Source organism: Micromonospora sp. NPDC049051 (assembly GCF_043197575.1).
GTDB lineage: Bacteria > Actinomycetota > Actinomycetes > Mycobacteriales > Micromonosporaceae > Micromonospora.
Map to the genome: position 1 here is coordinate 58,594 of NZ_JBICTL010000009.1, position 26,716 is coordinate 85,309.

Below are 26,716 nucleotides of genomic sequence, written 5' to 3' on the forward strand. Positions count from 1 at the left end.
CGGTCAGGTGCAGTCTCCGGTGCCGACGGCGCGGGTGCGCTCGGCGCCGGCGAGGGCGACCGGGCGGGCCTCGGCCGCGGTCACCGCGAAGCCGGTGTTCGGGTCGTCGGCCGCCGCCGCGAAGATGACGCCGAGTACCAGCCCGTTCGAGGAGACCAGCGGGCCGCCGGAGTTGCCGCTCTGCACGAGCGCCCGGATGGTGTAGACCTCCCGGGTCACGTTGCCCGAGGAGTAGATGTCCGGCCCGGTGATCCGGTCGACGTCCCGGATCCGCGCCGACTGCGCGTTGTACGGCCCGTCGAGCGGGAAGCCCAGCACGATCGCGTCCGCGCCGCTGCCCGCGTTGCCGGCGGCGAACCGCATCGACGGGCCGGGCAGCCCGGGCACGTGCAGCACGGCCAGGTCCCGGTCGGGGTCGTAGACGACCACCTTGCTGTCGTACCGGTCACCGTTCAGCTCGACGACGGTGGAGCGGGTGCCGGCGACGACGTGCGCGTTGGTCATCACGCGGTCGTCGGCGTAGACGAAGCCGGAGCCCTCGATGCGGCGGGAGCAGCTCGGGGCGGAGCCGAGCACCTTGACCACCGAGCGCTGGCTGTTGACGACCACCTGGGAGCCGGCGAGCGCCGGGTCGGGCGGGGACACCTGCCGGGCCCGGGTGGGTGCCAGGTCGCCGAAGACGTCGGGGAAGCCGTTGGTGTCCACGGTGTCCCGCAGCGCCGTCGAGAGCTGCTGCGCCTGGTCGGGCAGGACCCGGTCGACCACCGTGAGCAGCGCGCTGTTGCGTACCGAGGAGGCCAGCCAGGGTACGGACGACGAGCCGAGCGGCACCGCGACCAGCCAGGCGACGAGCAGCACGGCGAAGAGCGAGACGAACGCCCCGCCGACGTCGTCGATCCGCCTGCCGACGTCGCTGGTGATCGTCTTGCGCAGGTGGGAACCGAGCCAGCCGGTGATCGCCTGGCCGACCACCGCCAGCCCGAAGATCGCCACCAGCGAGATCAGGACCCTCGTGCCGCTGTCCACGAACTGCTGGGCCAGCAGCGGCCCCAGTTGGAGGCCCACGAGCGCGCCCAGGAAGAAGCCGGAGAACGACAGCACCCCGATGACGAAGCCCTGGCGGTATCCGCTGATCGCGAACACGAGCATGAGCAGCAGCAGTACGAGATCCACGGCGGACACGCGTCAAGCGTACGGGCACCGGGCCCGCGAGATGACCATCGCTTGCGGAAGGTGACCGTCCGGTCAACGCACCGGGGTCTCGTCGACCGCGTCGGTGCCGGCCGAGGGCGCCGGGGCGGCCCCGCTCGGCGGCAGCTCCACGACACGGTCGCGCGGCCACGGGCGCGCCCAGCCGCCCATCTCCAGCAGGGTGGCCAGCACCCCGCCGGTGAAGCCCCAGACCAGCATCCCGCGCGCCGAGAAGGCCGGACCGACCCAGCCGCTCGGGTGGCGGACCTGCATCCGGTTCGCCGGGTCGACCAGCTCGGTGACCGGCAGCCGGGTCACGTGCGCCACCTCGGCCGGTTCCCGGGAGTGCACCGGGTGCGGGGCGTGCCACCAGGCCAGCACGGGGGTGACCACGAAGTCGCTGACCGGGATCCAGAGCTTCGGCAGCTCCGCCATGACGGTGACGCTGGCCGGGTCGAGGCCGACCTCCTCGTTCGCCTCGCGCAGGGCGGTCGCGCGGGCGTCGGCGTCCTCGGGGTCGGCCGCGCCGCCGGGGAAGGCGGGCTGGCCGGCGTGGTTGCGCAGGGTGGCGGCCCGCTGGAGGACCAGCACGTCGGGGCCCGTGCCGGGCTCCTCGCCGAGCAGCACCAGCACCGCGCTCTCCCGCCCCCCGCTCTCCGGGGTGACCAGCCGGGTGAAGTCCTCGCTGCGCGCGGTGCCGAGCCGGGTCAGCAGCGGGTCGAACCAGCCCGGGGGTTGCCGGCTCACGCCCGCACCCCCGCGCCCCACCGGCCGCGCACCCCGGCAGCCCCGTGCTCCGCCGCATGGCTCATGCCGGCAGGCCCGTGCCCCGCCGCGCGGCTCACGCCGGCACGCCCGCCTCCCGCCGCGCGGCTCATGCCGGCACCGTCACGCCGAGGTGCTGGCGGACCAGCTCCGTCAGGCGCGCGTCGTCGAGGGCGCCGGTGGAGTCGATGTGCCGGACGTGGCCCTGAGCGTCGACGAGGACGGTCAGGGGGATGCCCTTGCGGTTCAGCTCGCGCTTGAGTCCTTCACCCTGGTCGATCAGCACGGGGAAGCGGACGCCGAAGTCCTCGCCCATGGACTGGGCGGCCTCGCGGCTGTCCCCGCTGTTGACGCCGACCACCCGGAACTGGCCGGCGGCCCGGTCGCTGAGCCGCTGGAAGGCGGGCAGCTCCTTGCGGCAGGGCGGGCACCAGGAGGCCCAGACGTTGATGACCGCCGGGCCGCGTACGTCCCGCAGGGCGACCGGGGCGCCGCCGGTGAAGCACTCCAGGGTCAGCTCGGGCAGCGCCTCGCCCCCGGACGGGGACGCCGACGGGGCGGACGCGGGCGGGGTGCCGAGGGCGGCGCAGTCCTGGAACGGCGACGGCCGGTTGGCGGCGGCCTTCTGCCGGGCGGAGGGACCGGGCTCCTTCTCCTCGGCGCCGGCGGTGCACCCGGCGGCGGCCAGCAGCACGGGTACGAGCAGGGCGGCGAGCCGGCGGTTCATCGGTTCACCGTGTTCCGGGACCGCGGGGCTCGCGACACCCGCCCGCTCCTCGCGCTCACGGTGCCTCCGCCACGACGGCCTGGACCGGCACCAGCTCCGGGTCGACCCCGGCCGCCACCGCCAGGTCCCGGGCCCGGGGGCCCTTGAGCAGCTTCGCGGCCGCCGCCGGCTCGGTCGGGCCGGTGCCGTACGACGGGCACAGCTTGACCAGCGTGCACGCGCCGCAGGCCGGCTTGCGGGCGTGGCACACCCGCCGGCCGTGGAAGATGATCCGGTGCGACAGCATGGTCCAGTCGCGCCGGGGGAAGAGTGCCCCGATCGCGTGCTCGATCTTGACGGGGTCGGTCTCGGCGGTCAGCCGCCAGCGCTGCACCAGCCGCTGGAAGTGGGTGTCGACGGTGATCCCGGGGACGTCGAAGGCGTTGCCGAGGATGACGTTGGCGGTCTTGCGGCCGATGCCGGGCAGCGTCACCAGGTCGGCGAGCTTGCCGGGGACCCGGCCGTCGTACCGCTCCACGAGGGCCTGGCCGAGCTTGATCAGCGAGTCGGTCTTGTTGCGGTAGAAGCCGGTGGGCCGGATCAGCTCCTCCATCTCGGCCCGGTCCGCCCCCGCGTAGTCGGCGGCGGTCGGATAGCGGGCGAAGAGCTTCGGAGTGACCTCGTTGACCTTCTTGTCCGTGCACTGCGCGGAGAGGATCGTCGCGACGGCCAGCTCCAGCGGGTTGGAGTGGTCCAGTTCACAGTGCGCGTCGGGGTGGGTGTCGGTCAGCACCCGGCCGATCCGCCGGGCGCGACGGGTGCGCCCGAGGTCGGTCTCGGTGAAGCCGGAGGAACTCGTGGTCACGACGGCCAGCCTACGTCGCCCGACCGACGCCCGGCCGGGCCCACGCGCCGCGCGCCCCCGGTCAGCCGCCCTGCGGCGCGCTGATCTTGCCCGAGTCGTCGAAGACGGCGCCGGTCTCCGGGAAGTCACTCTTGGTGAGCTGCTTCAGCAGGCCCAGCCCACGGTCGTCCTTGTCCATGGTCGGCTTGCCGATGGAGTTCATGTACGTCGAGGCGAACGAGCCGCCGTCCCAGCTCCCGTCCGGCTTCAGCGACACCTTCAGCACCCCGCCCCAGCCGAGCCGGCCGGCGTTGCTCAGCGAGTTGCCCCCGCCGGCGAAGTTGCCCAGGCTGTACGCGATGAGCCGGCCCTTGTAGAACTCCATGCCGCGCAGCACGTGCGGGCCGTGCCCGACGATCAGGTCGGCCCCGGCGTCGATCATCGCCTTGGAGAACTTCACCGGGTCGCCCCGGTTCTCCCCGAGGAACATCTCGGTGCCCGGCCGCACCCGCGTCTTCTCGGAGCCCTCGCCGCCCATGTGCACCTGCACGACGACGATGTCGGCCATGCCGGCCGCCTTGGTGATCACCTTCTTCGCCGCGGCGATGTCGGTGAGGCTGTTGGACCAGACGTACGACGAGAAGCCGGCGACCGCGACCTTGACCCCCTTGACGTCGACCACGGTGATCTGGTCGGGCGCCCCGGTGTGCGCGAGGTCGTACTTCTCCAGCGCCTTCTGGGTGTTCTCGTAGCCCTTCGGGCCGAAGTCGTAGCCGTGGTTGTTGGCCTGGTTGAGCAGGTCGAAGCCCGCGTCGCGCAGGTGTGCGGCGTACTCGGGCGGGGCCCGGAACTGGAAGCAGCGGGTCGAGTTCGGCCCGCACTTGCCGGTGCCGGTGTCGACGGTGAGCGGCTCCTCCAGGTTGCCCATCACCAGGTCGGCGGCGAGCGCCTTCTGCACCGAGTCGAAGAAGCCCTTCCCGCCGTTGGGGGGCAGCCGGTTCGGCGCGTTGCCCATGATGATGTCGCCGGTCGCCGAGAGCGAGATGGACTGCTCGGCGGGCTTCTCGGGCTGGCCCGAGCGGTCCGGGGCACCGGTGCCACCGCCACCCGCGCCGGGCTGCCAGACCGCGTCGGACCCGGAGTCGGGCCCCCCGCAGCCGGCGGCGAGCAGGACGGCGAGCAGCGCGCCGAGGCCGAGTGCGGCGCGACGGCGGGGAGGGGAGGCGGCAGCGTACATCGAGCGCGACCTTATCGGGTGTGGAACACCGAAACGAGGGCCGATCGGACGGTGTGTCAGCCCGCCGGTCGGTCCGACCACGGGACCACGGTGCCCGCCCCGCCGGCGGTCACGGCGGCGTGCACGGCCCGGGCCAGCGGCGCGCCCCAGGTCGAGCGCGGTCCGCCGTACGCCGATTCGGGGCCGTCGACCGGGCAGAGCACGGTGACCGCGTCCGTCGGGGTGCCGGTGCCCGGCACGCCCAGTTCCGCGATCGCCTGCGCCTTCGCCTCGGTGGCCGTGGCGACCGCGTTGACCAGGGCGGCGTCGCCGAGCCGGGCCGGGACGTACGCCACGATGTTGACCGTGCCGACCCGCTGGGCCAGCACCGCCGGGGCGGGCTCCGCCGCCCAGACCGGGGTGCCCAGGCCGACCGTCGCCCAGACCCGCACGCCGGTGTCCGTCCGGGCCACGACCTCGGCGACGTCCACCCCGGTCAGCAGGCCCACCCCGGGCCCGTCGAGGTGGAGCCGGTCGGCCAGTTCGGCCAGGTGGTCGGCGGGGTCGTCCCGGTCGTACGACATGTGCACGGTCGCGTTGACGACCCAGTGCCTTACGCCGATCCCGCCGCCCAGCGGTGCGGAGCTGACCGCGCGCAGCGGGCGCTCGGCGCGCCAGACGAGCAGTGGTACGTCCCGACCGTCCTCCTGGCGGGCGGTCAGCGCGGGTTCAGTCAGCACGGGGTGACCCTACGGCCCGGTGTCTCAGGCCGGCTCGGCGCCCGCGCGGCGGGTGATCCTACTGCTTGATCAGGTCCGGCAGGCTACGCCCAACGATCAAGTTTCCAGGGGTGCACCTCTGATTGCTGCTCACATGCGCCTAGACTGGCGACGCGCGAGGGATCAGCGGACGGCGGACCCGGCCGACGGACGGCACGCGCAGGCGGAGGTGCGCGATGGACGAGGTACTGGCCCGCAGCGGAATCTTCCAGGGCGTCGACCCGGAGGCTGCCGAGGCGCTCGCCAAGGAGATGGAGACGCTCGAGGTACGCAAGGGCGAAGTCGTCTTCAACGAGGGCGAGCCCGGCGACAGTCTCTACATCCTGCTGTCCGGCAAGATCAAGGTGGGCCGGCGGGCTGCCGACGGCCGGCAGAACCTGATCGCGGTGATGGGCCCGTCGGACATGGTGGGTGAGCTGTCGCTCTTCGACCCGGGCCCCCGCACGGCGACCGCCACCGCGGTCACCGACACCCGGCTGGTACGGCTGCGCAAGCAGGCCCTGCGCCCGTGGCTGAACAACCGGCCGGAGATCGCCGAGCAGCTGCTCCGCGTGCTCGCCCGCCGGCTGCGGCGGACGAACGACTCGCTGGCCGACCTGATCTTCACGGACGTGCCCGGGCGGGTCGCCAAGAACCTGCTCCAGATGGCCGGCCGCTTCGGCACCCGCGACGGCGGCGTGCTGCGGGTGACCCACGACCTCACCCAGGAGGAGATCGCCCAGCTCGTCGGCGCCTCCCGGGAGACCGTCAACAAGGCGCTGGCCGACTTCGCCTCGCGTGGGTGGCTGCGCCTGGACGGCAAGAGCATCATCATCCTCGACCCGGAGCGCCTGGCCCGCCGCGCCCGCGTCTGACCTCCCGGCCGTGGCCCGTCCACGGCCGCCGGAACGCACCCGGCCCGGACCGCCTCGTCGGTCCGGGCCGGTTCCGTCTCTCCGTCTGCCGGGCGCAGAATTCCTGGACCTGGGGCCCGCCCCTCCCGCAGTCTGGGGCGATGCTGGACCGGGTGGCCGTACTCTCCGACATCCACGGGGCGCTGCCGGCGTTGGAGGCCGTACTGGCCGAGCCGGATGTCGCCGCCGCCGACCTGATCGTGCTCACCGGCGACATCGCGGCTGGCCCGCAGCCCGTGGAGGTGCTCGACCTGCTCACCGGCTTGGGCGACCGGGCCTGCTGGGTACGGGGCAACGCGGACCGCGAGCTGGTGGAGGCGCGGGCCGGCAGCCCTTCGCCGGTCGACGTCTCCAACTGGGCGGCGGAGCAGCTCCGCGACGACCAGGTGGCCCGGCTGGCCGCGCTGCCGCTGACGGTCACCCTGGAGGTCACCGGCCTCGGCCCGGTGCTGTTCTGCCACGCCACCCCCCGCGACGACGAGGAGGTCGTGCTCGTCGACTCCCGGCTGGAACGCTGGGCGGAGGTGCTCGCCGACGTCCCGGCCGAGGTGGGCACGGTGGTCTGCGGGCACACCCACATGCCGTTCACCCGGCTCGCCGACCGGCGGCTGATCGTCAACCCGGGCAGCGTCGGGATGCCCTACGGCGGTCCCGGCGCCTACTGGGCGCTCCTCGGGCCCGGGGTGCACCTGCGGCGTACCCCCTTCGACGTGGACGCCGCCTGCGCCCGGGTGGCCGCCGGGTCGGGCTTTCCCGACGCCGCCGCGTGGGCGGACGAATACCTGCGCTCCCGGCACAGCGACGCCACCGCCCTCGCGGTGTTCGCCCCGCGCGACGGCCGCTGAGCGCGACGGCACCGAGCACAGGCGGCACGGCAGCCCGTCGATCGGCCAGGGGCGCGAGTCGGCCACCCAGAAAAAGTCAGTCTTGACTGTTTGTTTTCGGAGCGGCAGGCTGTCCCCGTGCCCGCATCGACCCGCGTCCCTCAGCAGGAACGCAGCCGCGCCACCCAGGCCCGGCTGCTGGAGGCGACCGTCGAGTGCCTGGTGGAGCACGGCTGGTCCGGCACCACCACCACCGTCGTCGCGGCCCGGGCCGGCGTCTCGCGTGGCGCCCAGCTGCACCACTACCCCACCAAGGCCGCGCTGGTCACGGCCGCCGTCGCCCACCTCGCCGACCGGCGGGCCGAGGAGCTGCGCACCGAGGCCGAGGCGCTGCCGCCCGGCCCGCAGCGGCTCGACCGGGTGATCGACCTGCTCGGTGCGGCCTTCACCGGCCCGCTCTTCGTGGCCGCCCTCGAACTCTGGGTCGCCGCCCGCACCGACCGGGAGCTGCGCGAGGCCCTGGTGCCGCTGGAGGCCCGGGTCGGCCGCGAGATGCACCGGCTCACCGTCGCGCTGCTCGACGTGGACGAGCGCCGCCCGGGCGTACGCGAGGCGGTGCAGGCGACCCTCGACCTGCTCCGCGGGCTCGGCGTGGCCAACCTGCTCAACGACGACTCGTCCCGCCGGGCCGCCCTGCTGCACACCTGGAAGCGCCAGCTCGCCACCCTGCTCACCCCCTGACCGCCCGCCCTGACCAGCCCGCCCAGCCCCCGGAGGCACCATGGTCGACCTCAAGGACCTGCTCGCGGATCTGGCCGACGAATCCGAGCAGCTCGACGACCTGGTGACCGGCCGACCGCCGGCCGACTGGGCACGCGCCACCCCGTCGCCGGGCTGGAGCGTCGGACACCAGATCGCCCACCTCGCCTGGACCGACCACGTGGCGCTGCTCGCCGCCACCGATCCCGAGGCGTTCCTCGCCGCCGTCCTCGCCGCCCCCGACCCCGCCCGGCTCGTCGACTCCGGCGCGGAGGAGTTCCTCGCCCCACCGGACGAGCTGCTTCCCCGCTGGCGGGCCGGCCGCGCGGCACTCGCCGACGCGCTGGCCAGCGTGCCGGCGGGCGGAAAGCTGCCCTGGTTCGGCACCCGCATGTCGGCCGCCTCCATGTCCACCGCCCGGATCATGGAGACCTGGGCCCACGGCACGGACGTGGCCGACGCGCTCGACGCGACCCGCCCCGGCACCGCCCGGCTGCGGCACGTCGCGCACCTCGGCGTCCGTACCCTCGGGCACAGCTTCGCCGCCCACGGCCGGCCGGTGCCGACGGCGCCGGTGCGCGTCGAGCTGACGGCGCCGCACGGCGACACCTGGACGTACGGCCCGGCCGACGCCGCCGACCGGGTCACCGGCCCGGCGCTCGACTTCTGCCTGCTGGTCACCCAGCGCAGGCACCGCGCCGACCTGGCACTCTCGGCTACCGGCCCCGTCGCCGACGCCTGGCTGGACGTGGCGCAGGCCTTCGCCGGCCCACCGGGTCCCGGCCGCCCGCCGGCGGCCCCCGGAAGCGACACGGTGGGCGGGGTGACGGCGTGAGCGGCGTGTTGCGCGTGGGCAACGCCTCCGGCTTCTACGGCGACCGGTTCACGGCGTGGCGGGAGATGCTCGACGGCGGCGAACTGGACGTGCTGACCGGGGACTACCTGGCCGAGCTCACCATGCTGATCCTCGGCCGGGACCGGCTGCGCGACCCCTCCCTCGGCTACGCGAAGACCTTCCTCCGCCAGCTGGAGGGTTGCCTCGGCACCGCGCTGGACGAGGGCGTACGGATCGTGACCAACGCCGGCGGACTGAACCCGGCCGGCCTGGCCGCCGCCATCGGGTCGCTCGCCGACCGGCTCGGCCTGACCGTACGCGTCGGGTACGTCGAGGGCGACGCCCTCGCCCGACCCGACGCGCTGACGGCGAACGCCTACCTGGGGGCGTACGGCATCGCGGCCTGCCTGGACGGCGGGGCGGACGTCGTGGTCACCAGCCGGGTGACCGACGCGTCCCTGGTGGTCGGGCCGGCGATCGCCCGCTTCGGCTGGGGGCGCGACGACCTGGACGCGCTGGCCGGGGCGACCGTCGCCGGGCACCTCGTCGAGTGCGGGGCGCAGGTGACCGGTGGCAACTTCAGCTTCTTCACCGAGCTGCCCGACGGGGGGCGGCGTCCCGGCTTCCCGGTCGCCGAGCTGCACCCCGACGGCTCCTGCGTGATCACCAAGCACCCCGGCACCGGCGGCGCGGTCACCGTGGAGACGGTCACCGCCCAGCTGCTCTACGAGGTCGGCGGCCCGGCCTACCTCGGGCCGGACGTGGTGACCCGGCTGGACACGGTCGAGCTGGCCGCCGACGGGCCCGACCGCGTACGCGTGAGCGGCGTCCGGGGCACTCCGCCGCCGGGCACCCTGAAGGTGGGCGTCAACAACCTCGGCGGCTTCCGCAACTCGATGACCTTCGTCCTGTGCGGGCTCGACATCCCCGCCAAGGCGGCCCTGGTCCGCAGCCAGATCGAGGCGGCCGTCGGTCCGGAGGGGCTGGAGTTCACGCTGGCCCGTACCGACCACGCGGACGCGGTCGACACGGAGGCGGCGAGCGCGCTGCTGCACGTACACCTGCGCGACGGCGACAAGGCGCGGGCCGGGCGGGCGTTCTCGGCCGCCGCGGTGGAGCTGGCGCTGGCCTCCTACCCCGGCTGCACCCTGACGACGCTGCCCGGCGACGCGACGCCCTACGGGGTGTTCACCGCCGACGCCGTGCCGCAGGACGCGGTGCCGCACGTCGCGGTGCTCCCCTCCGGCGAGCGGGTGCCGATCCCGCCGCCGCCCCGCACCGCCGAACCGGCGGACGAACCGGCGCCCGCCGTCGACCCGTCCGACGGAACGGCGTCCGACGAGTCGGCGCCCGCAGGAACGGCCCCGCCGGCCGACCGGCCCACCCGGCGCGCGCCGCTCGGCGAGCTGGTCGGGGCGCGCTCCGGCGACAAGGGCGGCGACGCCAACCTGGGCGTCTGGGCCCGCACCGACGCGACCTGGTCGTGGCTGCGCGGCTGGCTGACCACCGCCCGGCTGGGCGAGCTGCTGCCGGAGACCGCGCCGCTGACCGTCGAGCGGTACGAGCTGCCGAACCTGCGGGCCGTCAACTTCGTCGTCCGGGGCCTGCTCGGGCAGGGGGTGGCCGCCTCGACCCGGTTCGATCCGCAGGCCAAGGCGCTCGGCGAGCTGCTCCGCTCGCGGCTCGTCGACCTGCCGGCGGAACTCACTGCCGGCCCGGGCTCCCCGGCCGGCGGCGCCACGCCCGGGGAGGAGCGATGACCATCGTGGACACGCCGGAACGCCGGCAGCTGCGGGAGCTGACCCGGGCCTTCGTCACCCGCGAGGTGCTGCCGCACCTGAGTGACTGGGAGCGGGCCGGGGAACTCCCCCGGGAGCTGCACGCCACCGCCGCCAAGCTCGGCCTGCTCGGCATCGGCTTCCCGGAGGCGGTCGGCGGCAGCGGCGGGGACCTGCTCGACTCGATCATCGTCACCGAGGAGATCATCCGCTCGGGCGGCTCGTCCGGGCTGATCGCCGCGCTCTTCACCCACGGCATCGCGCTGCCGCACATCGTCGCCTCCGGCGACGGGGAGCTGATCGACAGGTACGTCCGGCCGACGCTGGCCGGCACGATGATCGGCGCGCTGGCGATCACCGAGCCCGACGGCGGGTCCGATGTGGCGAGCCTGCGCACCCACGCGCGGCGCGACGGCGACCACTACGTGGTCAACGGGTCGAAGACCTACATCACCAGCGGCGTACGGGCCGACTTCGTGACCACCGCCGTCTGCACCCTGCCGCCGGGCACCGGCGCGCTGACCCTGCTGGTGATCGACAAGGACACGCCCGGCTTCACCGTCGGGCGCAGGCTGGAGAAGCTCGGCTGGCACTGCTCGGACACCGCCGAGCTCTCCTTCGTCGACGTACGGGTGCCGGTGGCGAACCGGGTCGGCGCGGAGGACACGGCCTTCCTGGCGATCATGCAGAACTTCGCCGCGGAACGGCTCTCGCTGGCCACCCAGGCGTACGCGACCGCGCAGCGCTGCGTGGAGCTGACGGTGCGCTGGTGCCGGGACCGGTCCACCTTCGGCCGCCCCCTGGCGAGCCGGCAACTGATCCGGCACCGGCTGGCCGAGATGCACACCCGCACCGAGGCGGCCCGCGCGTACGTGCACGAGGTGGCGGCGCGGGTCGCGGCGGGCGAACCGGTGGTGACCGAGGTGGCGATGGCCAAGAACGTCGCGGTGGCCGCCTGCGCCGAGGTGGTCGACCAGGCGCTCCAACTGCACGGCGGCTTCGGCTACCTGCGCGACGCCGAGGTGGAGCGGCACTACCGCGACGCCCGGATCCTCGGCATCGGCGGCGGCACCACGGAGATCATGAACGAGATCATCGCGAAGGGCATGGGCCTGTGACCATTCTGCGCAGCGCGGTCGACGCGTCCTCGCCGGGGCACCGCGCCAACCGGGAGGCGCTGCTGGAGCGCCTCGCCGAGCTGGAGGCGGCCCTCGACCAGGCCCGCGCCGGCGGCGGCGAGAAGTACGTGACCCGGCACCACAAGCGGGGCAAGCTCCTGCCCCGGGAACGGATCGAGCTGCTGGTCGACCCGGACAGCCCGTTCCTGGAGCTGTCGCCGGTGGCGGCGTACGGCACCGACTTCCCGGTCGGCGCCAGCGTGGTGACCGGCATCGGCGTCGTCGAGGGCGTCGAGTGCCTGATCGTCGCCAACGATCCGACGGTACGCGGCGGCGCGGTGAACCCGTGGTCGCTGGCGAAGACCCGCCGGGCGGGCGAGATCGCCCTGGCCAACCGGCTGCCGATGGTGAACCTGGTCGAGTCGGCCGGCGCGGACCTGCCCACCCAGGCGGAGATCTTCATCCCGGGCGGGCGGGTGTTCCGCGACCTGACCCGGCTCTCGGCCGCGAAGATCCCCACGGTCAGCGTGGTCTTCGGCAACGCCACCGCCGGGGGCGCGTACGTGCCGGGGATGTCCGACCACGTGATCATGATCCGGGACCGGTCGCAGGTCTACCTGGCCGGGCCGCCGCTGGTGAAGATGGCCACCGGCGAGGTCACCGACGACGAGTCCCTCGGCGGGGCGGCCATGCACGCGGGCACGTCCGGCCTGGCCGACTTCCTCGCGGAGGACGAGCCCGACGGCATCCGGCTGGCCCGGCAGTGCGTACGCCGGCTGAACTGGCGCAAGCAGGGCCCTGCGCCGCGCAACCCGTTCCCGGCCCCGCCCAAGTACGACCCCGAGGAGCTGCTCGGCATCGCCAGCGCCGACCTGAAGGTGCCGTTCGACCCGCGCGAGGTGCTGGCCCGGGTGCTCGACGGCAGCGAGTTCGACGAGTTCAAGCCGGCCTACGGCACCGCCCTGGTGACCGGCTGGGGCGAGCTGCACGGCTATCCCGTCGGGGTGCTGGCCAACGCGCGGGGCGTGCTGTTCAGCGAGGAGGCGCAGAAGGCGGCGCAGTTCATCCAGCTCGCCAACGCCGCCGATACCCCGCTGATCTTCTTCCAGAACACCACCGGCTACATGGTCGGCACCGAGTACGAGCAGCGCGGCATCATCAAGCACGGCGCGCTCATGATCAACGCGGTGTCGAACTCGACCGTGCCGCACCTGACGGTCAACCTGGGCGCCTCCTACGGCGCTGGCAACTACGGCATGTGCGGGCGGGCGTACGACCCGAGGTTCCTGTTCACCTGGCCGAACGCCAAGTCGGCGGTGATGGGGCCGGCGCAGCTCGCGGGCGTGCTGTCCATCGTGGCCCGGCAGGCAGCCGCCGCCCGGGGGCGCGACTACGACGAGGACTCCGACGCCGCGATGCGGATGATGGTCGAGCAGCAGATCGAGTCGCAGTCCGACGCGCTCTTCCTCTCCGGCCGGCTCTACGACGACGGGGTGATCGACCCGCGCGACACCCGTACCGTCCTCGGGCTCTGCCTGTCGGCGATCCACAACGGACCGGTCAGGGGCGCCGACGGCTTCGGCGTCTTCCGAATGTGAGCGCGAGGAACGCTGCGGATTCCCGCGCGGTCGCGAACGAAAGGCAGGCTCCGAACGTGAGCGCGAGGAACGCAGCGAAGCGGAGTCCCGCAGTCGCGAACGAAAGGCAGGCTCAGTGATCACGAGACTTCTGGTGGCGAACCGGGGCGAGATCGCCCGCCGGGTCTTCGCCACCTGTCGGGCGCTGGGCGTCGAGACGGTGGCCGTACACGCCGACGCCGACGCTGACGCGCCGTTCGTCGCCGAGGCCGACCACGCCGTCCGGCTGCCCGGGAACACGCCCGCCGAGACGTACCTGCGGATCGATCTGATCCTCGACGCGGCCCGGAAGGCCGGGGCGGACGCGGTCCACCCCGGTTACGGGTTCCTCGCCGAGAACGCCGAGTTCGCCGCCGCGGTGACCGACGCGGGGCTGACCTGGGTCGGTCCGCCAGCGAAGGCGATCGCCGCGATGGGCGACAAGATGGCGGCGAAGGCCCTGCTCGCCGAGGCGGGCGTGCCGATGCTGCCCACCTGGACCGACGCCGACGAGATCACCGAGTTCCCGGTGCTGGTGAAGGCGTCCGCCGGGGGCGGCGGGCGCGGCATGCGCGTCGTCCGCGACGCCGCCGGGCTGGCCGAGGCCGTCGCCTCCGCGCGCCGTGAGGCGGCCGGCGCGTTCGGCGACGGCACGATCTTCATCGAGCGGTACGTCGAGCGCGGCCGACACGTCGAAGTGCAGATCTTCGGCGACACCCACGGTACGGTGGCCGCCCTCGGGGTTCGGGACTGCTCGATCCAGCGCCGCCACCAGAAGATCGTCGAGGAGGCGCCCGGAGTCCTCCCCGCGCAGGTGCGGGAGCGGCTGCACGAGGCGGCGGTGGCCGCCGGCCGGGCCGTCGACTACGTCGGCGCCGGCACGGTCGAGTTCCTGCTCGCGCCCGACGGGGAGATCTACTTCCTGGAGATGAACACCCGTCTCCAGGTCGAACACCCGGTCACCGAACTGACCACCGACCTGGACCTGGTCCGCCTGCAACTGCTCGTCGCCGAGGGCCAGCCCCTGCCGGAGAGCGCCACCGACCCGCATTCGATGCGCGGTTACGCGATCGAGGTGCGGCTCTGCGCCGAAGACCCTGCGCAGGGTTGGCGTCCCGCCACGGGCACCCTCCAGCGGTTCGCGGTCCCGGGGGTGGCCCGGGAGTTCGGCAACCTCCAGGCGGTCGGCCTGCGGCTCGACTCCGGCGTGGTCGACGGCTCGGAGGTCGGCGTCCACTACGACTCGATGCTCGCCAAGGTGATCGCCTGGGCGCCCACCCGCGCCGAGGCGGCCCGCGCCCTGGCCGGCGCGCTGGCCCGCGCCGAGCTGCACGGCGTCGCCACCAACCGGGACCTGCTGGTCCGTGTCCTGCGCAGCCCGCAGTTCGCCGCCGTCGACGTCGACACCGGCTTCCTGGACCGGCACCCCGAGGTGTTCGCCCCGCTGTTGCCGGCCGACCAGCTCCCCCTGGTGGCCCTGGCCGCCGCGCTGGCCACCGCCGCCGCCCGGCGGGCCGAGGCGCCGGTGCTGGCGGGGCTCCCCTCGGGCTGGCGCAACGTGCCGGCGTTCCCGCAGGCCACCCGCTTCGCCGGCCCGGACGACGAGATCGGGGTCCGCTACCGCCTGGACCGCTCTGGCGGCCTGGCCGAGTGGTCGACCTCGGCGGGCGCCGGCTCCACCGGAGCGTCCGCGGACGCAGCCCCGGCGGCCGGGCCGGTGCCGAACGCGGTGGCCCCGGCAGGCGGGCCGACGCCGGAAAGGACGGCGGCAGACGAGCCGACGCCCGTGGTGAGCCTGGTCCAGGCCGCTCCGGACCGGGTGGTGCTCGACGTCGACGGGGTACGGCGGGCGTACCGCGTACACCGGGTGGGGTCGGAGGTCTTCGTGGACGGCCCGGACGGGGCGGCGAGCCTCACGGAGCTGCCACGCTTCCCGGAACCCACGGCGGAGCTGGCGGCCGGGTCGCTGGTCGCGCCGCTGCCCGGCGCGGTGACCCGGGTGCACGTCGAGGTCGGGCAGCGGGTGGCGGCCGGCGAGCTGCTGCTGACCCTGGAAGCGATGAAGCTGGAACACCCCGTGCTCGCCCCGGCCGACGGCGTGGTCGCCGAGCTTCCGGTCGCCGCCGGCGGGCAGGTCGACACGGGTGCCGTGCTGGCCGTGGTCAACCCCGAGTGATGCTGGAGGCCCCCCGATGAACTTCGACCTCACCCCCGAGCAGGACCAGCTCCGCGACGCCGTCCGCGCCCTCGGCCGCCGGTACGGCCACGACTACTTCGTCGCCAAGGCGAAGGCCGGCGAGCACACCACCGAACTGTGGGAAGAGGCCGGCCGGCTGGGCTACCTCGGGGTCAACATCCCCACCGAGTACGGCGGCGGCGGGGGCGGCATCACCGAGCTGGCCATCGTCTGCGAGGAGCTGGCGGCGACCGGCTGCCCGCTGCTGCTGGTGGTGGTCTCGCCGGCCATCGCGGCCACGGTGATCGCCCGGCACGGCACCGAGGACCAGCGCAAGCGCTTCCTGCCCGGCTTCGCGGACGGCTCGCTGAAGGTGGTCTTCGCGATCACCGAGCCGGAGGCCGGCTCCAACTTCCACCGGCTCGGCACGGTGGCCCGCCGCGACGGCGACGACTGGCTGATCTCCGGCCGCAAGTGCTACATCTCGGGCGTCGACGAGGCGTCGTACGTGCTGGTGGTGGCCCGCACCGAGGATGCCACCACCGGCAAGCTCAAGCCGGCGCTGTTCGTGGTGCCGACCGACGCGCCGGGGCTGACCCGCTCCAAGCTCGACATGGAGATCCTGTCCCCGGAGAACCAGTTCCTGCTCTACCTCGACGACGTGCGCGTACCCGCCGACGCGCTGGTCGGCGAGTCGCTGGACGCCGGCCTGCCGGCGCTCTTCGCCGGGCTCAACCCGGAACGGATCACGGTCGCCGCGATGGGCGCCGGCACCGGCCGGTACGCCATCGAACGGGCCAGCGAGTACACGGCCACCCGCAAGGTCTGGGGCGGGCGCACCATCGGCTCGCACCAGGGCGTGGCCCATCCGCTCGCGCACGCGGCGGTGCAGGTCGAGCTGGCCCGCCTGATGATCCACAAGGCGGCCAGCCTCTACGACGCGGGCCGCGACCTGGAGGCCGGCGTGTCCGGCAACATGGCCAAGTACGCCGCCGGGGAGGCCGCCGCGCTGGCCGTCGACACGGCCGTCCAGGTGCTCGGTGGGGCCGGCATGACCACCGAGTACGGCGTGGCCACGCTCCTCGGCGCGGTACGCGCCGGCCGGATCGCCCCGGTCAGCCGCGAGATGATCCTCAACTTCGTCGCCCAGCACGTCCTCGGCCAGGACAAGTCCTACTGACGCCGCCGACCGAGGACCGACGAGTGAGGCATCCCGGCGGGGCATGCCCCTGACGATCAGGACGCCATGGACGTGACCCGGCAGTTTTGAGGTCCATGGCGTCCTGATCATCGCTGGGTGCACCGGATGTGCCTGGCGACCGGCCCGGCATCATCAAGGCCGTGGCTGAGCTGTTCCGATGGCGTCGGTGACCCGCACCGTGGCTTCCCTGCCAGTCGGCAGAGCGCTCCTCGCGGACCGCGGGGCCGGGGTGCGGCGGGCGCCCGATCGCCCGTCGCACCCCGGGTCCTCAGCGGACGGTCAGCGCGCCGACCGCCGGCAGCGGCGCGACCACCGGCGGGAGCCGCTTCGGCTCGCCCCGCCCGGGGGCACCCTCGGCGGCCAGCGCGCCCTTCGACGCCTCCGCCCGCCGGGTCGCCTCCGGCTCCGCCGGCAACTCCACGAACGGCTGGACGTCGCCCACGCAGACCTTGCCGTTGGCCGGCAGCGCCCCGCGCAGCAGGTACGCGTCGACGGCGCCGGTCACGCAGGCCGACGTCCCGTACGCGGTGTGCCCCCAGCTGTCGCTGCTGAGCAGGCGGCTGTTCGGCAGCAGCCGGGCCGAGCTGACCGCGCCCCGGTAGTTGGTCGCCGGGTCCCAGTAGTTGCCGACCACCAGCACGGGCGCGGCGGTGCGCCGGTTGAACGGCCCGGTGTAGGCGTCCTCGTCCCGCACGGTCCAGGTCTTGCGGGCGCACGACGAGGTGCCCCACGTCCAGAGCCGGCCGAAGTACGGGTCGCGCTTGTCGGCCTTGGCGGCCAGTGCCGGGAACGAGCCGGCGTCCTTCGGGTGGTACGCGTCGGTGCAGTCCACGCCGAGGAAGGTCTCCAACCCGTTGTCGTACGGGAAGTCGTACCGGCGGGCCTGCTCGCGGGCCTTGGCGGCCTGCCGGGTCACGGTGACCGACGCGGGACGACGGGCGGCCGGGGACGACGCCGGATCGGTGAGCACCAGCAGGGCGGAGGTCATGTCGACGACCTCGACGAAGCCCGTCGGGCCGTAGAGCACGCTGAGGTTGGCGGCGATGAAGTCGGCGTACGTGATGGTGACCCGGCCGAAGTCGGGGTCCTCGATGACCACCGGCTTGGCCCGCAGCCGCTTCGCGACCAGGTCGAACGACGCGACGGGGTCGCCCTCGGCCAGCGGGCACGCCTGTACGCCGGCCCGGTCGCAGCGCACCAGGATCTCCCGCAGCGCCTTGTACGCGCCCTGCGCGCTGCGCATCCGGTCCTCCTGGGACAGGCTGCGCGCCTTGCCCTGGCCGACCCACTCGTTCGGGTTCAGCACGCCGTCGATCGCCAGGGCGCGGACCCGGTCCGGGAACATGTTCGCGTAGTACTGGCCGAGGATGCTGCCGTAGCTGAAGCCGAGGTAGGTGAGCTTCCGGTCGCCCACGGCGCGGCGCAGCACGTCCATGTCGCGGGCCACCTCGGCCGTCGACATCGCGCCGGTGAGCGGCCGACCCGTGGTGGAGCAGCCCTTCCCGACGGCCTTCGAGGAGACTATGCCGGCCTTCTCCTCGGCCTTCGTCCACGGGAACGCCACGTTCAGCCCGGCGTACGCGCGGGTCTGCTCCTTGACGGAGGGGAAGCACCTGACCTGCTGGCTGGCCGCGACACCGCGCGGGTCAACACCGACGATGTCGAAGCGGTCGAGCACCTCGTCACCGAGGAAGTACGGCGCGGCGAGCGCGACGTCGGTGCCGGAGCCGCCGGGGCCGCCCGGGTTGATGAAGAGGCTGCCGATCTTCCGCTGCTGGTCGCGGGCCTTGACGCGCAGCACGGCGACCTGGGTCGTGGGACCGTTCGGCCGGTCGTAGTCGCGGGGCAGCCGGACGGTGGCGCACTCGGCGTAGTCGTAGCAGGCGTACCAGTCCAGTGTGGGCGTGGGCACGCGGTCGACCCGGCGCGCCTCCTGCGGGCTGGTCCGGTCGGAGGTGACCGGACGGTCCCCGCCGACGGGGGACGGTGCGGCGGTGGCGGGTGCGACCGCGGCGCCGGCGAGGAGGACGCCGGCGATTCCCGCAGCGGCGAGGGACCGGTTTCGTCGTGGCATGTGGACGCCTTCCGGTGGGGCGACAGGACGATCGAGCCGTGGCTCGACCTCCGTCACTTTAGGGATCGCGCGACATGACTACAGGCCGGCGAGGGGCCATATATCCGACAATCCGCCATCTGATGTAACGATTGATTCACCGTTGACGCTGTTGGCGCTTCCGTCGGAACGGCTATCCCACGTCGGCCAGCCACGGCGGCGCCGGCGTACCGCCGTCGGGCGTGTGGTCGTCCACCACGCGCCAGCCGCCGGGTCCCTTGCTCAACAGCAGGAAGGCGACGACGTCGCTGTGGGGGGCGCCCAGTCCGTAGACCTCGTCCTGGCCGACGAAGCCCATCCGCAGGGCGCAGAACGCCGCCGGATCGCGCTTCGCGTTCTTGCACAGGCCGAGGTAGCGGACCCCGGGGACGGCCGCCAGGTGCCCGGCGATCGCCGCGTCCGGGTTGGCGTATCCGCGACTGCCGGCGGCCGACGGCGCGGGGCCCGCCGACGACGGCGTGCCGGCCGACGACGGAGCAGCAGACGACGGGGCGGCGGTCGAGGACGGGGCGGCGGACGACGACGGGGCGGACGCGACGTCGCTCGCGGGCGGCGGCGGGGTCGCCGGCTCTCCGTCCGATCCGCACGCCGCCAGCGCAGCCGACACCAGCACGGCGGCGACGGTCCGGAGGACGCGGGTCACCGGCACTCCTCTCCCACGGGGGACGATCTTCGGCGGAGATCATCGCATCTGGTGTCGCCGTTCCTGTTGACAGCGGGGCCCGCTCGGACATCCTGGACGGGTGAGAGTCGCGAGGCCCGATGCACGGGCGAAGGCGGTGGTCGCCACGCTGGTGGCGGCCGCCCTGCTGGTGACGCTGATCGTGTGGGGGCGCCAGGATCTCGTCGGCGTGACGCTGGCGCTGCTCTGCGTACTGGCGACGATGGTCGCGGCGGTTTCGGTGGCGGCGGCCCGGCAGGAGGACGGCACCGAGCCGGCGGTCACGCCGAGCGGCCCGGGTCAGCCGGCCGGCGGCCTGTACGGCATCGACGCCGACACGCTCGAGTCGCTCGACCACCGGGAGGCCGTCCGCGCCATGCGCGAGCACCACCGGGGACGCGGCGCCTGATCCACCCGCGCGACCGCGCGCATCCTTTCCCCCCGCCCGTCCTCGCCCGACCGCCCGGGAAGCAGCGCCGGACCAGCGAGCGCCCAGGGAGCGGCGCCGGACCGGCGACCGTGCAGAAGCAGCGCCGGACCGACGAGCGCGCAGGAGTCGCGTCGGGCCGACGAGCGCTTCAGCGCCCGGTGAGGGTGGGTGAGGCGAGCGCGTCGAGCCCGCGCCCGGCCAGGCAGCGGTACGTCCGGTCGGCGTCCGCCCCGGCCGGGGGCAGCACCTCCAGGTTCCAGCCGTCGGCGTAGCTGATCCCGCTGGTGAGCCGGAAGGTGGTCTCGTTGCAGACCTTGCGTACCGTCGCGTCCGCGCTGACCTTGTCGTGGTCGGCACCCACCAGGGTGTCGGGGAGCCTGCCCTGGGCGTAGCTCTCCCAGGTGTGCTGCCCGTCGCAGGGCACCCGGGCCGCCCGGGCCCGCGCGCCGCGCACCTCCATCGGCCCGAAGCACTCCAGCTCGTCGGCGCAGCCCGCGCCGGCGGGCAGCCCGGCCGTCAGGGCGCACGCGGGCAGCACCGCGCTCGTCGCCACCACCTCGGCCGGCGGCGCCGGGCCGGGGTTGAACACCGCGCCGCCCAGCCAGGCACCGGCGCCGGCCGAGGCGGCCAGCGCGACCATCCCGGCACCACCGAGGAACCAGCGCCGCCGACGCCGCCGGCCGGCCGCGGGCACCGTGGGGTGCAGATCCTCCACCGGCTGTCGCGGGGCGGGCTGGGAGACGTGGTCGACGGCGTACGGGCCGACGGGGCCGTGCCCGCCGCTGATCGGTCCCGGCACTCCCGTGCCGCCCGCCGGGGAGCCGGCCGGACCGAGCGGCAGGCCGGCCAGCAGGTCACGCAACTCGACGGCCGAGGGCCGCTCACCGGGATCGTTGGACATCCCCGCCCGGAGCACGTCGATCATCTCGACCGGCACCCCGGGCAGGCCGGGGACCGGCTGGTGGAACATCTCCAGCACCGTGACGAGGCTGGGATTGCGCTCGGACTGCCAGCGCGGCGGCCGACCGTGCATGACCGCGTAGAGGGTGGCGCAGAGGGCGTAGACGTCGACGGCGGGCGACGGCGGGGCGTGGTTGAACATCTCCGGCGGCGCGTAGGCCGGGGTGAGCACCTCCAGGGCGACCGAGGCGTCACGCATCTCGGCCACCACCGCCAGCCCGAAGTCGGCCAGCACGGCGGAGTTGAAGTGCGAGTGGAGGATGTTCGCCGGCTTGACGTCGCGGTGCAGCACCCCGGCGGCGTGCGAGTGGGCGATCGCGTCGGCGATCTTGACCCCGAGGTCGCGCGCCTCGGCGGGCCCGAGCGGCGAGGTCCGCATCCGCTCGGCGTACGAGCCGTCGCAGAGCTCCATGATCAGATAAGGGTGCTGGTCGATCGTGACCCCGACGTCGAAGAGGTCGACCACGTGCGGGTGGGACGACATCCGCCCGGCCGCCCGCGCCTCGCGCAGGAAGCGGGCCTGGTCGTGCTCGCTGTCGAGCGTGCGGTTCTCCACCTTGACCGCGACCTCGCGCCCCACCGAGATCTGGGTCGCCTTGTAGATGGTCGCGTAGCCACCCCTGGCAAACACGTGTAGATCGGTCAGACCGGGCACGATGGGCACCGGCAGGGCACCGGGCGGGGTCTCGGTCACAGCTCTGAAAATACCCAACCGGGCCGGCGGCTCAACGAACCGCATCAGTGGCCGGGACGGCACCGGCGGTGAGAACACTCCCGCCGCCCTCCGCCTTGGAAGCCGCGCGACGGTCGTCCCACCGGAGCCCGACAAGGGTCGCCACCGCGCCGAGTGCCTCCCAGACAGCCACCCCGAAGAACCGCCCCGGCGCGACGTCGGTCAGCACCGCGATGCTGAACACCGTGAACGTGACCAGCCGGAACACCACTGTGAAGCGGAAGAACGGGCGCCACTCGGTGGCGGTGGCGAGCAGGTAGTAGACCCCCATGTTGAACGAGGCCATCGAGGAGGCCGTCAGGAAGGTGCCGGTGTGGTCGCCCGGGGCGCGCGTCGCGGGCACCTCTAGACCGAGCAGGTGCAGCAGCGCCTCCGGCCAGACGAGCCCGATCGCCCCCATGAGCAGGGCCAGCACGCCGAAGACCGCGATCGTCCACCCGGCGGCCGAACGCGGCAACCTCATCACGGCCCTCCCCCAGACCCACACGGTCGCACGGCCGACCGCCCCTCGGACCTGACACGCTATCGGCCACCCCCGACACACCGCATCCCCAGAATCGTCAGAGCTTTGTCGATTCCGGGCGGCGGACTAGGGGGTGGCGAGGCGGGCGCGCAGGGCGTCGGCGGCGGGACGCTCGCTGCGCTGCTCGGTCGCGTACGCGAGGCGGACCGCTTCCTCCGCGCTGGCCAGCGCCTCCTCCGGCCGGCCGCAGGCCGCGAGCGCCTCGGCCAGCACGCTCGCGGCCACGACCTGGCTGCGCACGTCCTCCGACGGGGCGGTGACGGCCCGCCGCGCCCAGTCCAGCGCCTGCTCGCACTGGCCGTGCGCGAGCAGCGCGGAGGCGTAGCGGGCCATGGTCTGACGGCGGGAGAAGAGCAGCGAGGGCCCGGTGGCGGCGGCGGTGGCCACCGGGGCGAGCAGCCCGACGGCGGTCGCCGAGTCGCCGGCGGCCAGCCGGGCGGTGGCCAGCAGCACCCGGGGCCCCACCTGGGCGGGTGCCTGCGGGTTGTGCGGTTCGACGGCGGTCAGCACCGAACGGGCGTCCCGCTCGGCCGTCTCGCAGTCGCCCAGATCCAGCGCCACGAACCCGCGCAGCGTGCCGGCCATCCCCGTGAGCAGCGGGTGCGACGTCCGCTCCGCGTACGTCAGGGCGTCGGTGAGCAGGTCGACGGCGTGCCCCGGCTCGCCCAGCCCACGCGCCACGACCCCCCGGACGACCAGCGCGAACCCGCGCCCCCAGTCGTCGGAGGCGGCGACGAACTCCCCGTACGCCCTGCGGGCCCCCCGGTCCGCCTCGGCCAGCTCGCCCAGCTCGGCGGTGGCGAACGCCTCGACCGCGCGCAACGTGCCCACCGCCCACGCCTCGCCGACCCGCTCGCCGAACGGCAGGAAGACCTGCGCCATCCGGCACGCCTCACGCAGCCGGCCCGCCAGCAGTCGGGCGAACGCGGTGGTGCCGCGCAGCCACGCCCGCCCGTACGGGTCCTTCAGCTCGGCGAAGAGGCGCGCGGCCCGGCCGAGCACGGCATCGGTGCCGGCGAAGTCGCCCCGGGTGGTGGTCACCCACGCCAGGTTCTGCAACGACCACGCCTGCCCCCGGCGGTCCTGCGCCTGGAGGCTCAGCTGGTACGACGCGGCGAGCCGGCTGCTGGCCTGGCCCAGGCGCCCCTCGATGAAGTCGGCCATGCCGAGGCGACGCATCGCCGAGGCGCGCAGCGTCGGCAGCCCGCCGGCCGTGGCCACCTGCAACGCCTCCTGCCAGCAGGCCGTCGCCCGCGCCTGGTCGCCCATGGTCTGGTGGGCCTGCCCGGCGAGCAGCAGCGCGCTGGTCCGCACGGCGGACTCGTCGCCGGCGTTGGCGGCGATCTTCTCGGCGGAGGCGAGGGCGTCGGCGGGCCGGCCGACCTGGAGCAGCGCCCGCGCGTGCACCACCCGGTCGGCCACCGGCACCCCGTCGCGGGCCAGCTCGGCGGCGCGGTCGGCGTACTCCACGGCCAGCGCAGGCTCGCCCGCCTGCAACGAACGACGCGCGGCCCGGCCGAGCGCGCTGACGCCCAGGCCGACGACGGCCCGCGCGGGCGCGTCCGGCCGCAACCCGACCGCGTCCGCCAGCGCGGCAGCCCGTTCGACGTGCTGGGCCACGAAGACGTCACGGGTGGCCTCGGTGAATCCGCCCGGCATGCCCGCGCCCGTCGGCGGGTCCGCCGCGGCCCACCGGGCGAGCGCGGCGTGCCGCTCGGCGAGCTCCGCCTTGCTCACCCCGGCGTACGCGGCCTCCCGCATCAACGGGGTCGCGAAGGCGTACCCGCTGCGGGTGCGGTGCAGCATGCGGCGTTGCAGCAGCTCCTCCACCGCCCGTTCCAACTCGACGGCGACCACCGCCGCCGGGCGACCGTCGCGGCCGGCCCGCTGTTCGCGCAGCGCCTCCAGCGCCCCGTCCGGCACCGTGTCGCCGACGACCGCCGCGTCGCGCAGCACGGAGCGGGCCTCCGCCGGCAGCGCGTCGATGCGCGCGGCGAGCACCGCGGCCAGGTCGCGGGAGAGCAGGCGGCTGCCGAGCGAGCCGGGTGCCAGCCGCCAGCTGCCCGGGTTCGGGGAGCGCCGGTCGACGACGGCGGTCAGCGCCCCCCGCTCCATCAGCAGGGTGACCAGCTCGGCCAGGTAGAACGGGTTGCCCTGGGCGGTGGCGAGCAGCCGGTCGGCGTCGGCCTGCGGCAGCCGGCCGCCGCCGAGGTAGGTGGTGAGCAGCCGGGCCGCGTCGGCGCCGCGCAGCGGCGGCAACGCGTGCACCTCGGCGTCCGCGACCCGGGTCAGCGCCCCGGCGGTACGGACCAGTTCGGGCCGGCCGAGCAGCAGCACCAGCACCGGTCCGGCGATCCGGGAGAGGGTGACCCCGAGCGCCCGGATGGTCTCGGCGGTGGCGTCGTGCAGGTCGTCGACGACGACCACCAGGGGCGCCTCCCCGGCGAGCCCGGTGAGCAGGTCCGCGACCGCGTTCGGCACCGCCTCGGCGTCGGCGGGCTGCGCGGTGCCCCACTCGCCCTGCTCGGCCGGGCCGCCACCGGGCAGCTCGGCGTACCCGAGGAGGGCCAGCAGCTGGTCGGTGGCGACGGGCGCCGGCTCCCCGGAGCGGCTGAGTCGCTGGGCGAGGCGGCGCAGGCGTTCCTCGACGGCCGGGCGGGTGAGCGCGGTGGCGGCGTCGCTGGGCAGGCCGACCGCCGCCCGGACGAGGTCGGCCAGGGGCGCGAGCCGGCGCCGCTCGCCGAACGCGGCGCAGCGCACCGACAGCACGCGGGCGCCGGTGTGCGCGGCGTACCGGCCGGCGCCGACGTCGTAGCCGGCCGCGAGGCGTTCCACCTCGGCGGCGAAGCGGGACTTGCCGATCCCGGCCTCGGCGGTCATCAGCAGCACCCGGGGCTCGGCGCGGTCGATAACCTCGGCCAGCCGACCGGCGACCCGACCGATCTCGGTCTCCCGGCCGACGAAGGGGGCCTCGTCGCCGAGACCGGAGCGGGTGCCCGGGGCGTCGAGGAGACCGAGCAGCTCGTACGCCTCGACCGGCTCGCGCTTGCCCTTGAGCCGCAGCGGACGCAGCGCCCGCCAGGAGGCGACGTGCCGGGTGGCGGCGGAGGTCCGCGCCCCCGCGTAGACCGCGCCGACGGCGGCGGCATCGGCCAGCCGGGCGGCGGTGTTGACGGTGTCGCCGATGACCGTGTACTCGATCGCGGCCTGGATGCCGGCGATCACGTCGCCGGTGTTCAGGCCGACCCGCAGGCCGAGCGGCGCGCCGCCGCCCCGCTCGTCGTCGAGTACCCGGCGGACGGCCCGCTGCATCGACAGCGCGGCGCGCACGGCCCGCTCGGCGTCGTCCTCGTGCGCGACCGGCGCGCCGAAGACCGCCATGATCCCGTCACCGGTGAGCTTGTCGACGTGGCCGCCGAACGTCTTCACGGCGCCGGCCAGCGCGGCGAGCACCCGGTCGGTGACCGCGCCGACGCGCTCCGGGTCGAGGTCCTCCGACCAGGAGGTGAAGTCGGACAGGTCGCCGAAGAGCACCGTCACCACGCGGCGTTCGGCCGCGGGCAGCGTCGCGGCGGCCGGGAGGGCGGCGCCGCAGTTGTGGCAGAACCGCCCGCCGGGGACGGCGACGGTTCCGCACACCGGGCAGGTCACGCTTGCTCCAACCCCGCGGCGCCTCCGCCGGATTCCCGGCCCAGGTATTCCAGTTGGGCCCGCACGGACCACTCCGCGGCCCACCACAGCGATCGGTCGACGTCCGCGTAGACCGCCGCGACCACCTCCGCGGCGGTCGTGGCGCCCGCGGCGACCGCCGCCCTGACCTGGTCGAGTCGGGCGCGGCGGTGGGCGAGGTAGAAGTCCGCGGCGGCGCCGCAGTCGGCCAGCGCCGGGCCGTGCCCCGGCAGCGCCGCGATCCCCCGGTACGTCGAGAGCAGCTCCAGGCTGGCCAGATAGTCCCCGAGGTGCCCGTCCGGGTGGGCGACCACGGTGGTGCCCCGGCCCAGGATCGTGTCGCCGGTGAGGACCACCCGCTCGTCGCCGTGCTCGACCAGGAAGCAGACCGAGTCGCCGGTGTGCCCGGGGGCCGGCACGAGGCGTACGCCCAGCCCGTGGCCGCCGAGTTCCTCCCCCGGCCCGGTCAACGGCTGCCCGGCGATGGTGTGCGCCGGGTCGGCGGCGCGTACGGGCACCCCGCCGAGCAGTTCGTGCAGGCGGCGCGAGCCGTCGGTGTGGTCGGGGTGGCCGTGAGTGATCAGCACCAGGCCGATCGGGCCCTGTGCGGCGATAGCGGCGAGGTGCCCCTCGTCGGCCGGGCCCGGATCGACGACGACGGCGTGCTCCTGGCCGGGGGCGCGCAGCACCCAGGTGTTGGTGCCGTCGAGCGTCATCGGCCCCGGGTTGGGGGCACGCAGCAGCGTCACCCAGTCCGGCAGTTCGCCGGCGAGCGTCGCCGCCGGCGCGGTGAAGTGCCCGGTCATGGCTGCGATCGTACGGCCCCGCCGGCCACTCCCCGCGATCTTGCAGATCCGGCTGTGGATACGTCCCACTTCACGGCTTTTGCCGGGCGAGACGCAGGATCGCGGGGAGGCGGCGCGGGG

The 26,716-nt window shown here is 74.6% G+C and carries 22 protein-coding genes; 10 read left to right on the forward strand and 12 right to left on the reverse strand.

From position 1 onward, the window contains the following. Positions 1-3: 3 nt before the first annotated feature. From ACGFIR_RS28345 to ACGFIR_RS28370, 6 genes are all read right to left on the reverse strand, one after another. Entirely contained in the window at positions 4-1,182 is a 1,179-nt protein-coding gene (locus ACGFIR_RS28345) for a MarP family serine protease (RefSeq protein WP_392997949.1), read from the reverse strand. A gap of 63 nt (positions 1,183-1,245) precedes the next feature. Next, positions 1,246-1,938, reverse strand: a complete 693-nt coding sequence (locus ACGFIR_RS28350) for an NUDIX hydrolase (RefSeq protein ID WP_392997948.1) — start codon at positions 1,936-1,938, stop codon at positions 1,246-1,248. Between the two features lie 127 nt (positions 1,939-2,065). Further along, positions 2,066-2,683, reverse strand: coding sequence for a TlpA family protein disulfide reductase (locus tag ACGFIR_RS28355; protein WP_393148243.1), 618 nt, complete (start codon positions 2,681-2,683; stop codon positions 2,066-2,068). 55 nt (positions 2,684-2,738) lie between these two features. Beyond that, positions 2,739-3,527 (reverse strand): endonuclease III, encoded by a 789-nt coding sequence (gene nth, locus ACGFIR_RS28360; RefSeq protein WP_392997946.1) that lies wholly within the window; start codon positions 3,525-3,527, stop codon positions 2,739-2,741. A gap of 61 nt (positions 3,528-3,588) precedes the next feature. Beyond that, on the reverse strand, positions 3,589-4,743 hold the full coding sequence (locus tag ACGFIR_RS28365; protein WP_393148245.1) for a CapA family protein: 1,155 nt from the start codon (positions 4,741-4,743) through the stop codon (positions 3,589-3,591). Positions 4,744-4,799: 56 nt separating this feature from the next. Next, on the reverse strand, positions 4,800-5,462 hold the full coding sequence (locus ACGFIR_RS28370) for an adenosylcobinamide amidohydrolase (RefSeq protein WP_392997944.1): 663 nt from the start codon (positions 5,460-5,462) through the stop codon (positions 4,800-4,802). A 215-nt stretch (positions 5,463-5,677) separates the two neighbouring features. Here ACGFIR_RS28370 and ACGFIR_RS28375 point away from each other — a divergent pair, with 215 nt between their 5' ends. The 9 genes from ACGFIR_RS28375 to ACGFIR_RS28415 all read left to right on the forward strand — a co-directional run bounded on the left by ACGFIR_RS28375 (position 5,678) and on the right by ACGFIR_RS28415 (position 16,680). Continuing rightward, entirely contained in the window at positions 5,678-6,355 is a 678-nt protein-coding gene (locus ACGFIR_RS28375) for a Crp/Fnr family transcriptional regulator (protein ID WP_088981720.1), read from the forward strand. A 140-nt stretch (positions 6,356-6,495) separates the two neighbouring features. After that, entirely contained in the window at positions 6,496-7,239 is a 744-nt protein-coding gene (locus tag ACGFIR_RS28380; RefSeq protein ID WP_392997943.1) for a metallophosphoesterase family protein, read from the forward strand. Between the two features lie 117 nt (positions 7,240-7,356). After that, positions 7,357-7,959 (forward strand): TetR/AcrR family transcriptional regulator, encoded by a 603-nt coding sequence (locus ACGFIR_RS28385; RefSeq protein WP_392997942.1) that lies wholly within the window; start codon positions 7,357-7,359, stop codon positions 7,957-7,959. 40 nt (positions 7,960-7,999) lie between these two features. Next, the gene (locus tag ACGFIR_RS28390) at positions 8,000-8,812 is read left to right on the forward strand and encodes a TIGR03084 family metal-binding protein (RefSeq protein WP_393148247.1); all 813 of its coding nucleotides are present in this window, start codon (positions 8,000-8,002) and stop codon (positions 8,810-8,812) included. Continuing rightward, positions 8,809-10,572: an acyclic terpene utilization AtuA family protein gene (locus ACGFIR_RS28395; RefSeq protein WP_393148249.1), complete on the forward strand. Its 1,764-nt coding sequence runs from the start codon at positions 8,809-8,811 to the stop codon at positions 10,570-10,572. Before ACGFIR_RS28390 ends, ACGFIR_RS28395 begins: the two co-directional genes overlap by 4 nt. Continuing rightward, positions 10,569-11,708 (forward strand): acyl-CoA dehydrogenase family protein, encoded by a 1,140-nt coding sequence (locus ACGFIR_RS28400; protein WP_392997939.1) that lies wholly within the window; start codon positions 10,569-10,571, stop codon positions 11,706-11,708. Before ACGFIR_RS28395 ends, ACGFIR_RS28400 begins: the two co-directional genes overlap by 4 nt. Beyond that, the gene (locus tag ACGFIR_RS28405) at positions 11,705-13,306 is read left to right on the forward strand and encodes an acyl-CoA carboxylase subunit beta (RefSeq protein ID WP_393148251.1); all 1,602 of its coding nucleotides are present in this window, start codon (positions 11,705-11,707) and stop codon (positions 13,304-13,306) included. The genes ACGFIR_RS28400 and ACGFIR_RS28405 overlap by 4 nt, the downstream gene beginning before the upstream one ends. 115 nt (positions 13,307-13,421) lie before the next feature. Further along, a complete protein-coding gene (locus ACGFIR_RS28410; protein WP_393148253.1) occupies positions 13,422-15,500 on the forward strand; it encodes a biotin carboxylase N-terminal domain-containing protein in 2,079 nt (692 codons plus the stop codon). Between the two features lie 16 nt (positions 15,501-15,516). After that, positions 15,517-16,680, forward strand: a complete 1,164-nt coding sequence (locus ACGFIR_RS28415; RefSeq protein WP_392997936.1) for an acyl-CoA dehydrogenase family protein — start codon at positions 15,517-15,519, stop codon at positions 16,678-16,680. A 289-nt stretch (positions 16,681-16,969) separates the two neighbouring features. Here ACGFIR_RS28415 and ACGFIR_RS28420 read toward each other — a convergent pair whose 3' ends face one another. Then, positions 16,970-18,775 carry an alpha/beta hydrolase gene (locus ACGFIR_RS28420; protein WP_393148255.1) on the reverse strand — a complete coding sequence of 602 codons (1,806 nt, stop codon included), beginning with the start codon at positions 18,773-18,775 and terminating at the stop codon, positions 16,970-16,972. Between the two features lie 172 nt (positions 18,776-18,947). Further along, on the reverse strand, positions 18,948-19,457 hold the full coding sequence (locus ACGFIR_RS28425) for a hypothetical protein (protein ID WP_393148257.1): 510 nt from the start codon (positions 19,455-19,457) through the stop codon (positions 18,948-18,950). Between the two features lie 100 nt (positions 19,458-19,557). Here ACGFIR_RS28425 and ACGFIR_RS28430 point away from each other — a divergent pair, with 100 nt between their 5' ends. Next, on the forward strand, positions 19,558-19,884 hold the full coding sequence (locus tag ACGFIR_RS28430) for a hypothetical protein (RefSeq protein ID WP_392997933.1): 327 nt from the start codon (positions 19,558-19,560) through the stop codon (positions 19,882-19,884). A 169-nt stretch (positions 19,885-20,053) separates the two neighbouring features. On the opposite strand, the gene ACGFIR_RS28435 is transcribed toward ACGFIR_RS28430, so the two are convergent. The 4 genes from ACGFIR_RS28435 to ACGFIR_RS28450 all read right to left on the reverse strand — a co-directional run bounded on the left by ACGFIR_RS28435 (position 20,054) and on the right by ACGFIR_RS28450 (position 26,596). Then, positions 20,054-21,559 carry a protein kinase gene (locus ACGFIR_RS28435; RefSeq protein ID WP_393148259.1) on the reverse strand — a complete coding sequence of 502 codons (1,506 nt, stop codon included), beginning with the start codon at positions 21,557-21,559 and terminating at the stop codon, positions 20,054-20,056. 31 nt (positions 21,560-21,590) lie between these two features. Further along, positions 21,591-22,061, reverse strand: coding sequence for a hypothetical protein (locus ACGFIR_RS28440; protein ID WP_393148261.1), 471 nt, complete (start codon positions 22,059-22,061; stop codon positions 21,591-21,593). Between the two features lie 126 nt (positions 22,062-22,187). Beyond that, positions 22,188-25,772, reverse strand: coding sequence for an adenylate/guanylate cyclase domain-containing protein (locus ACGFIR_RS28445; RefSeq protein ID WP_392997930.1), 3,585 nt, complete (start codon positions 25,770-25,772; stop codon positions 22,188-22,190). After that, positions 25,769-26,596, reverse strand: coding sequence for an MBL fold metallo-hydrolase (locus ACGFIR_RS28450; protein ID WP_393148263.1), 828 nt, complete (start codon positions 26,594-26,596; stop codon positions 25,769-25,771). The genes ACGFIR_RS28445 and ACGFIR_RS28450 overlap by 4 nt, the downstream gene beginning before the upstream one ends. Between the last annotated feature and the right edge of the window lie 120 nt (positions 26,597-26,716).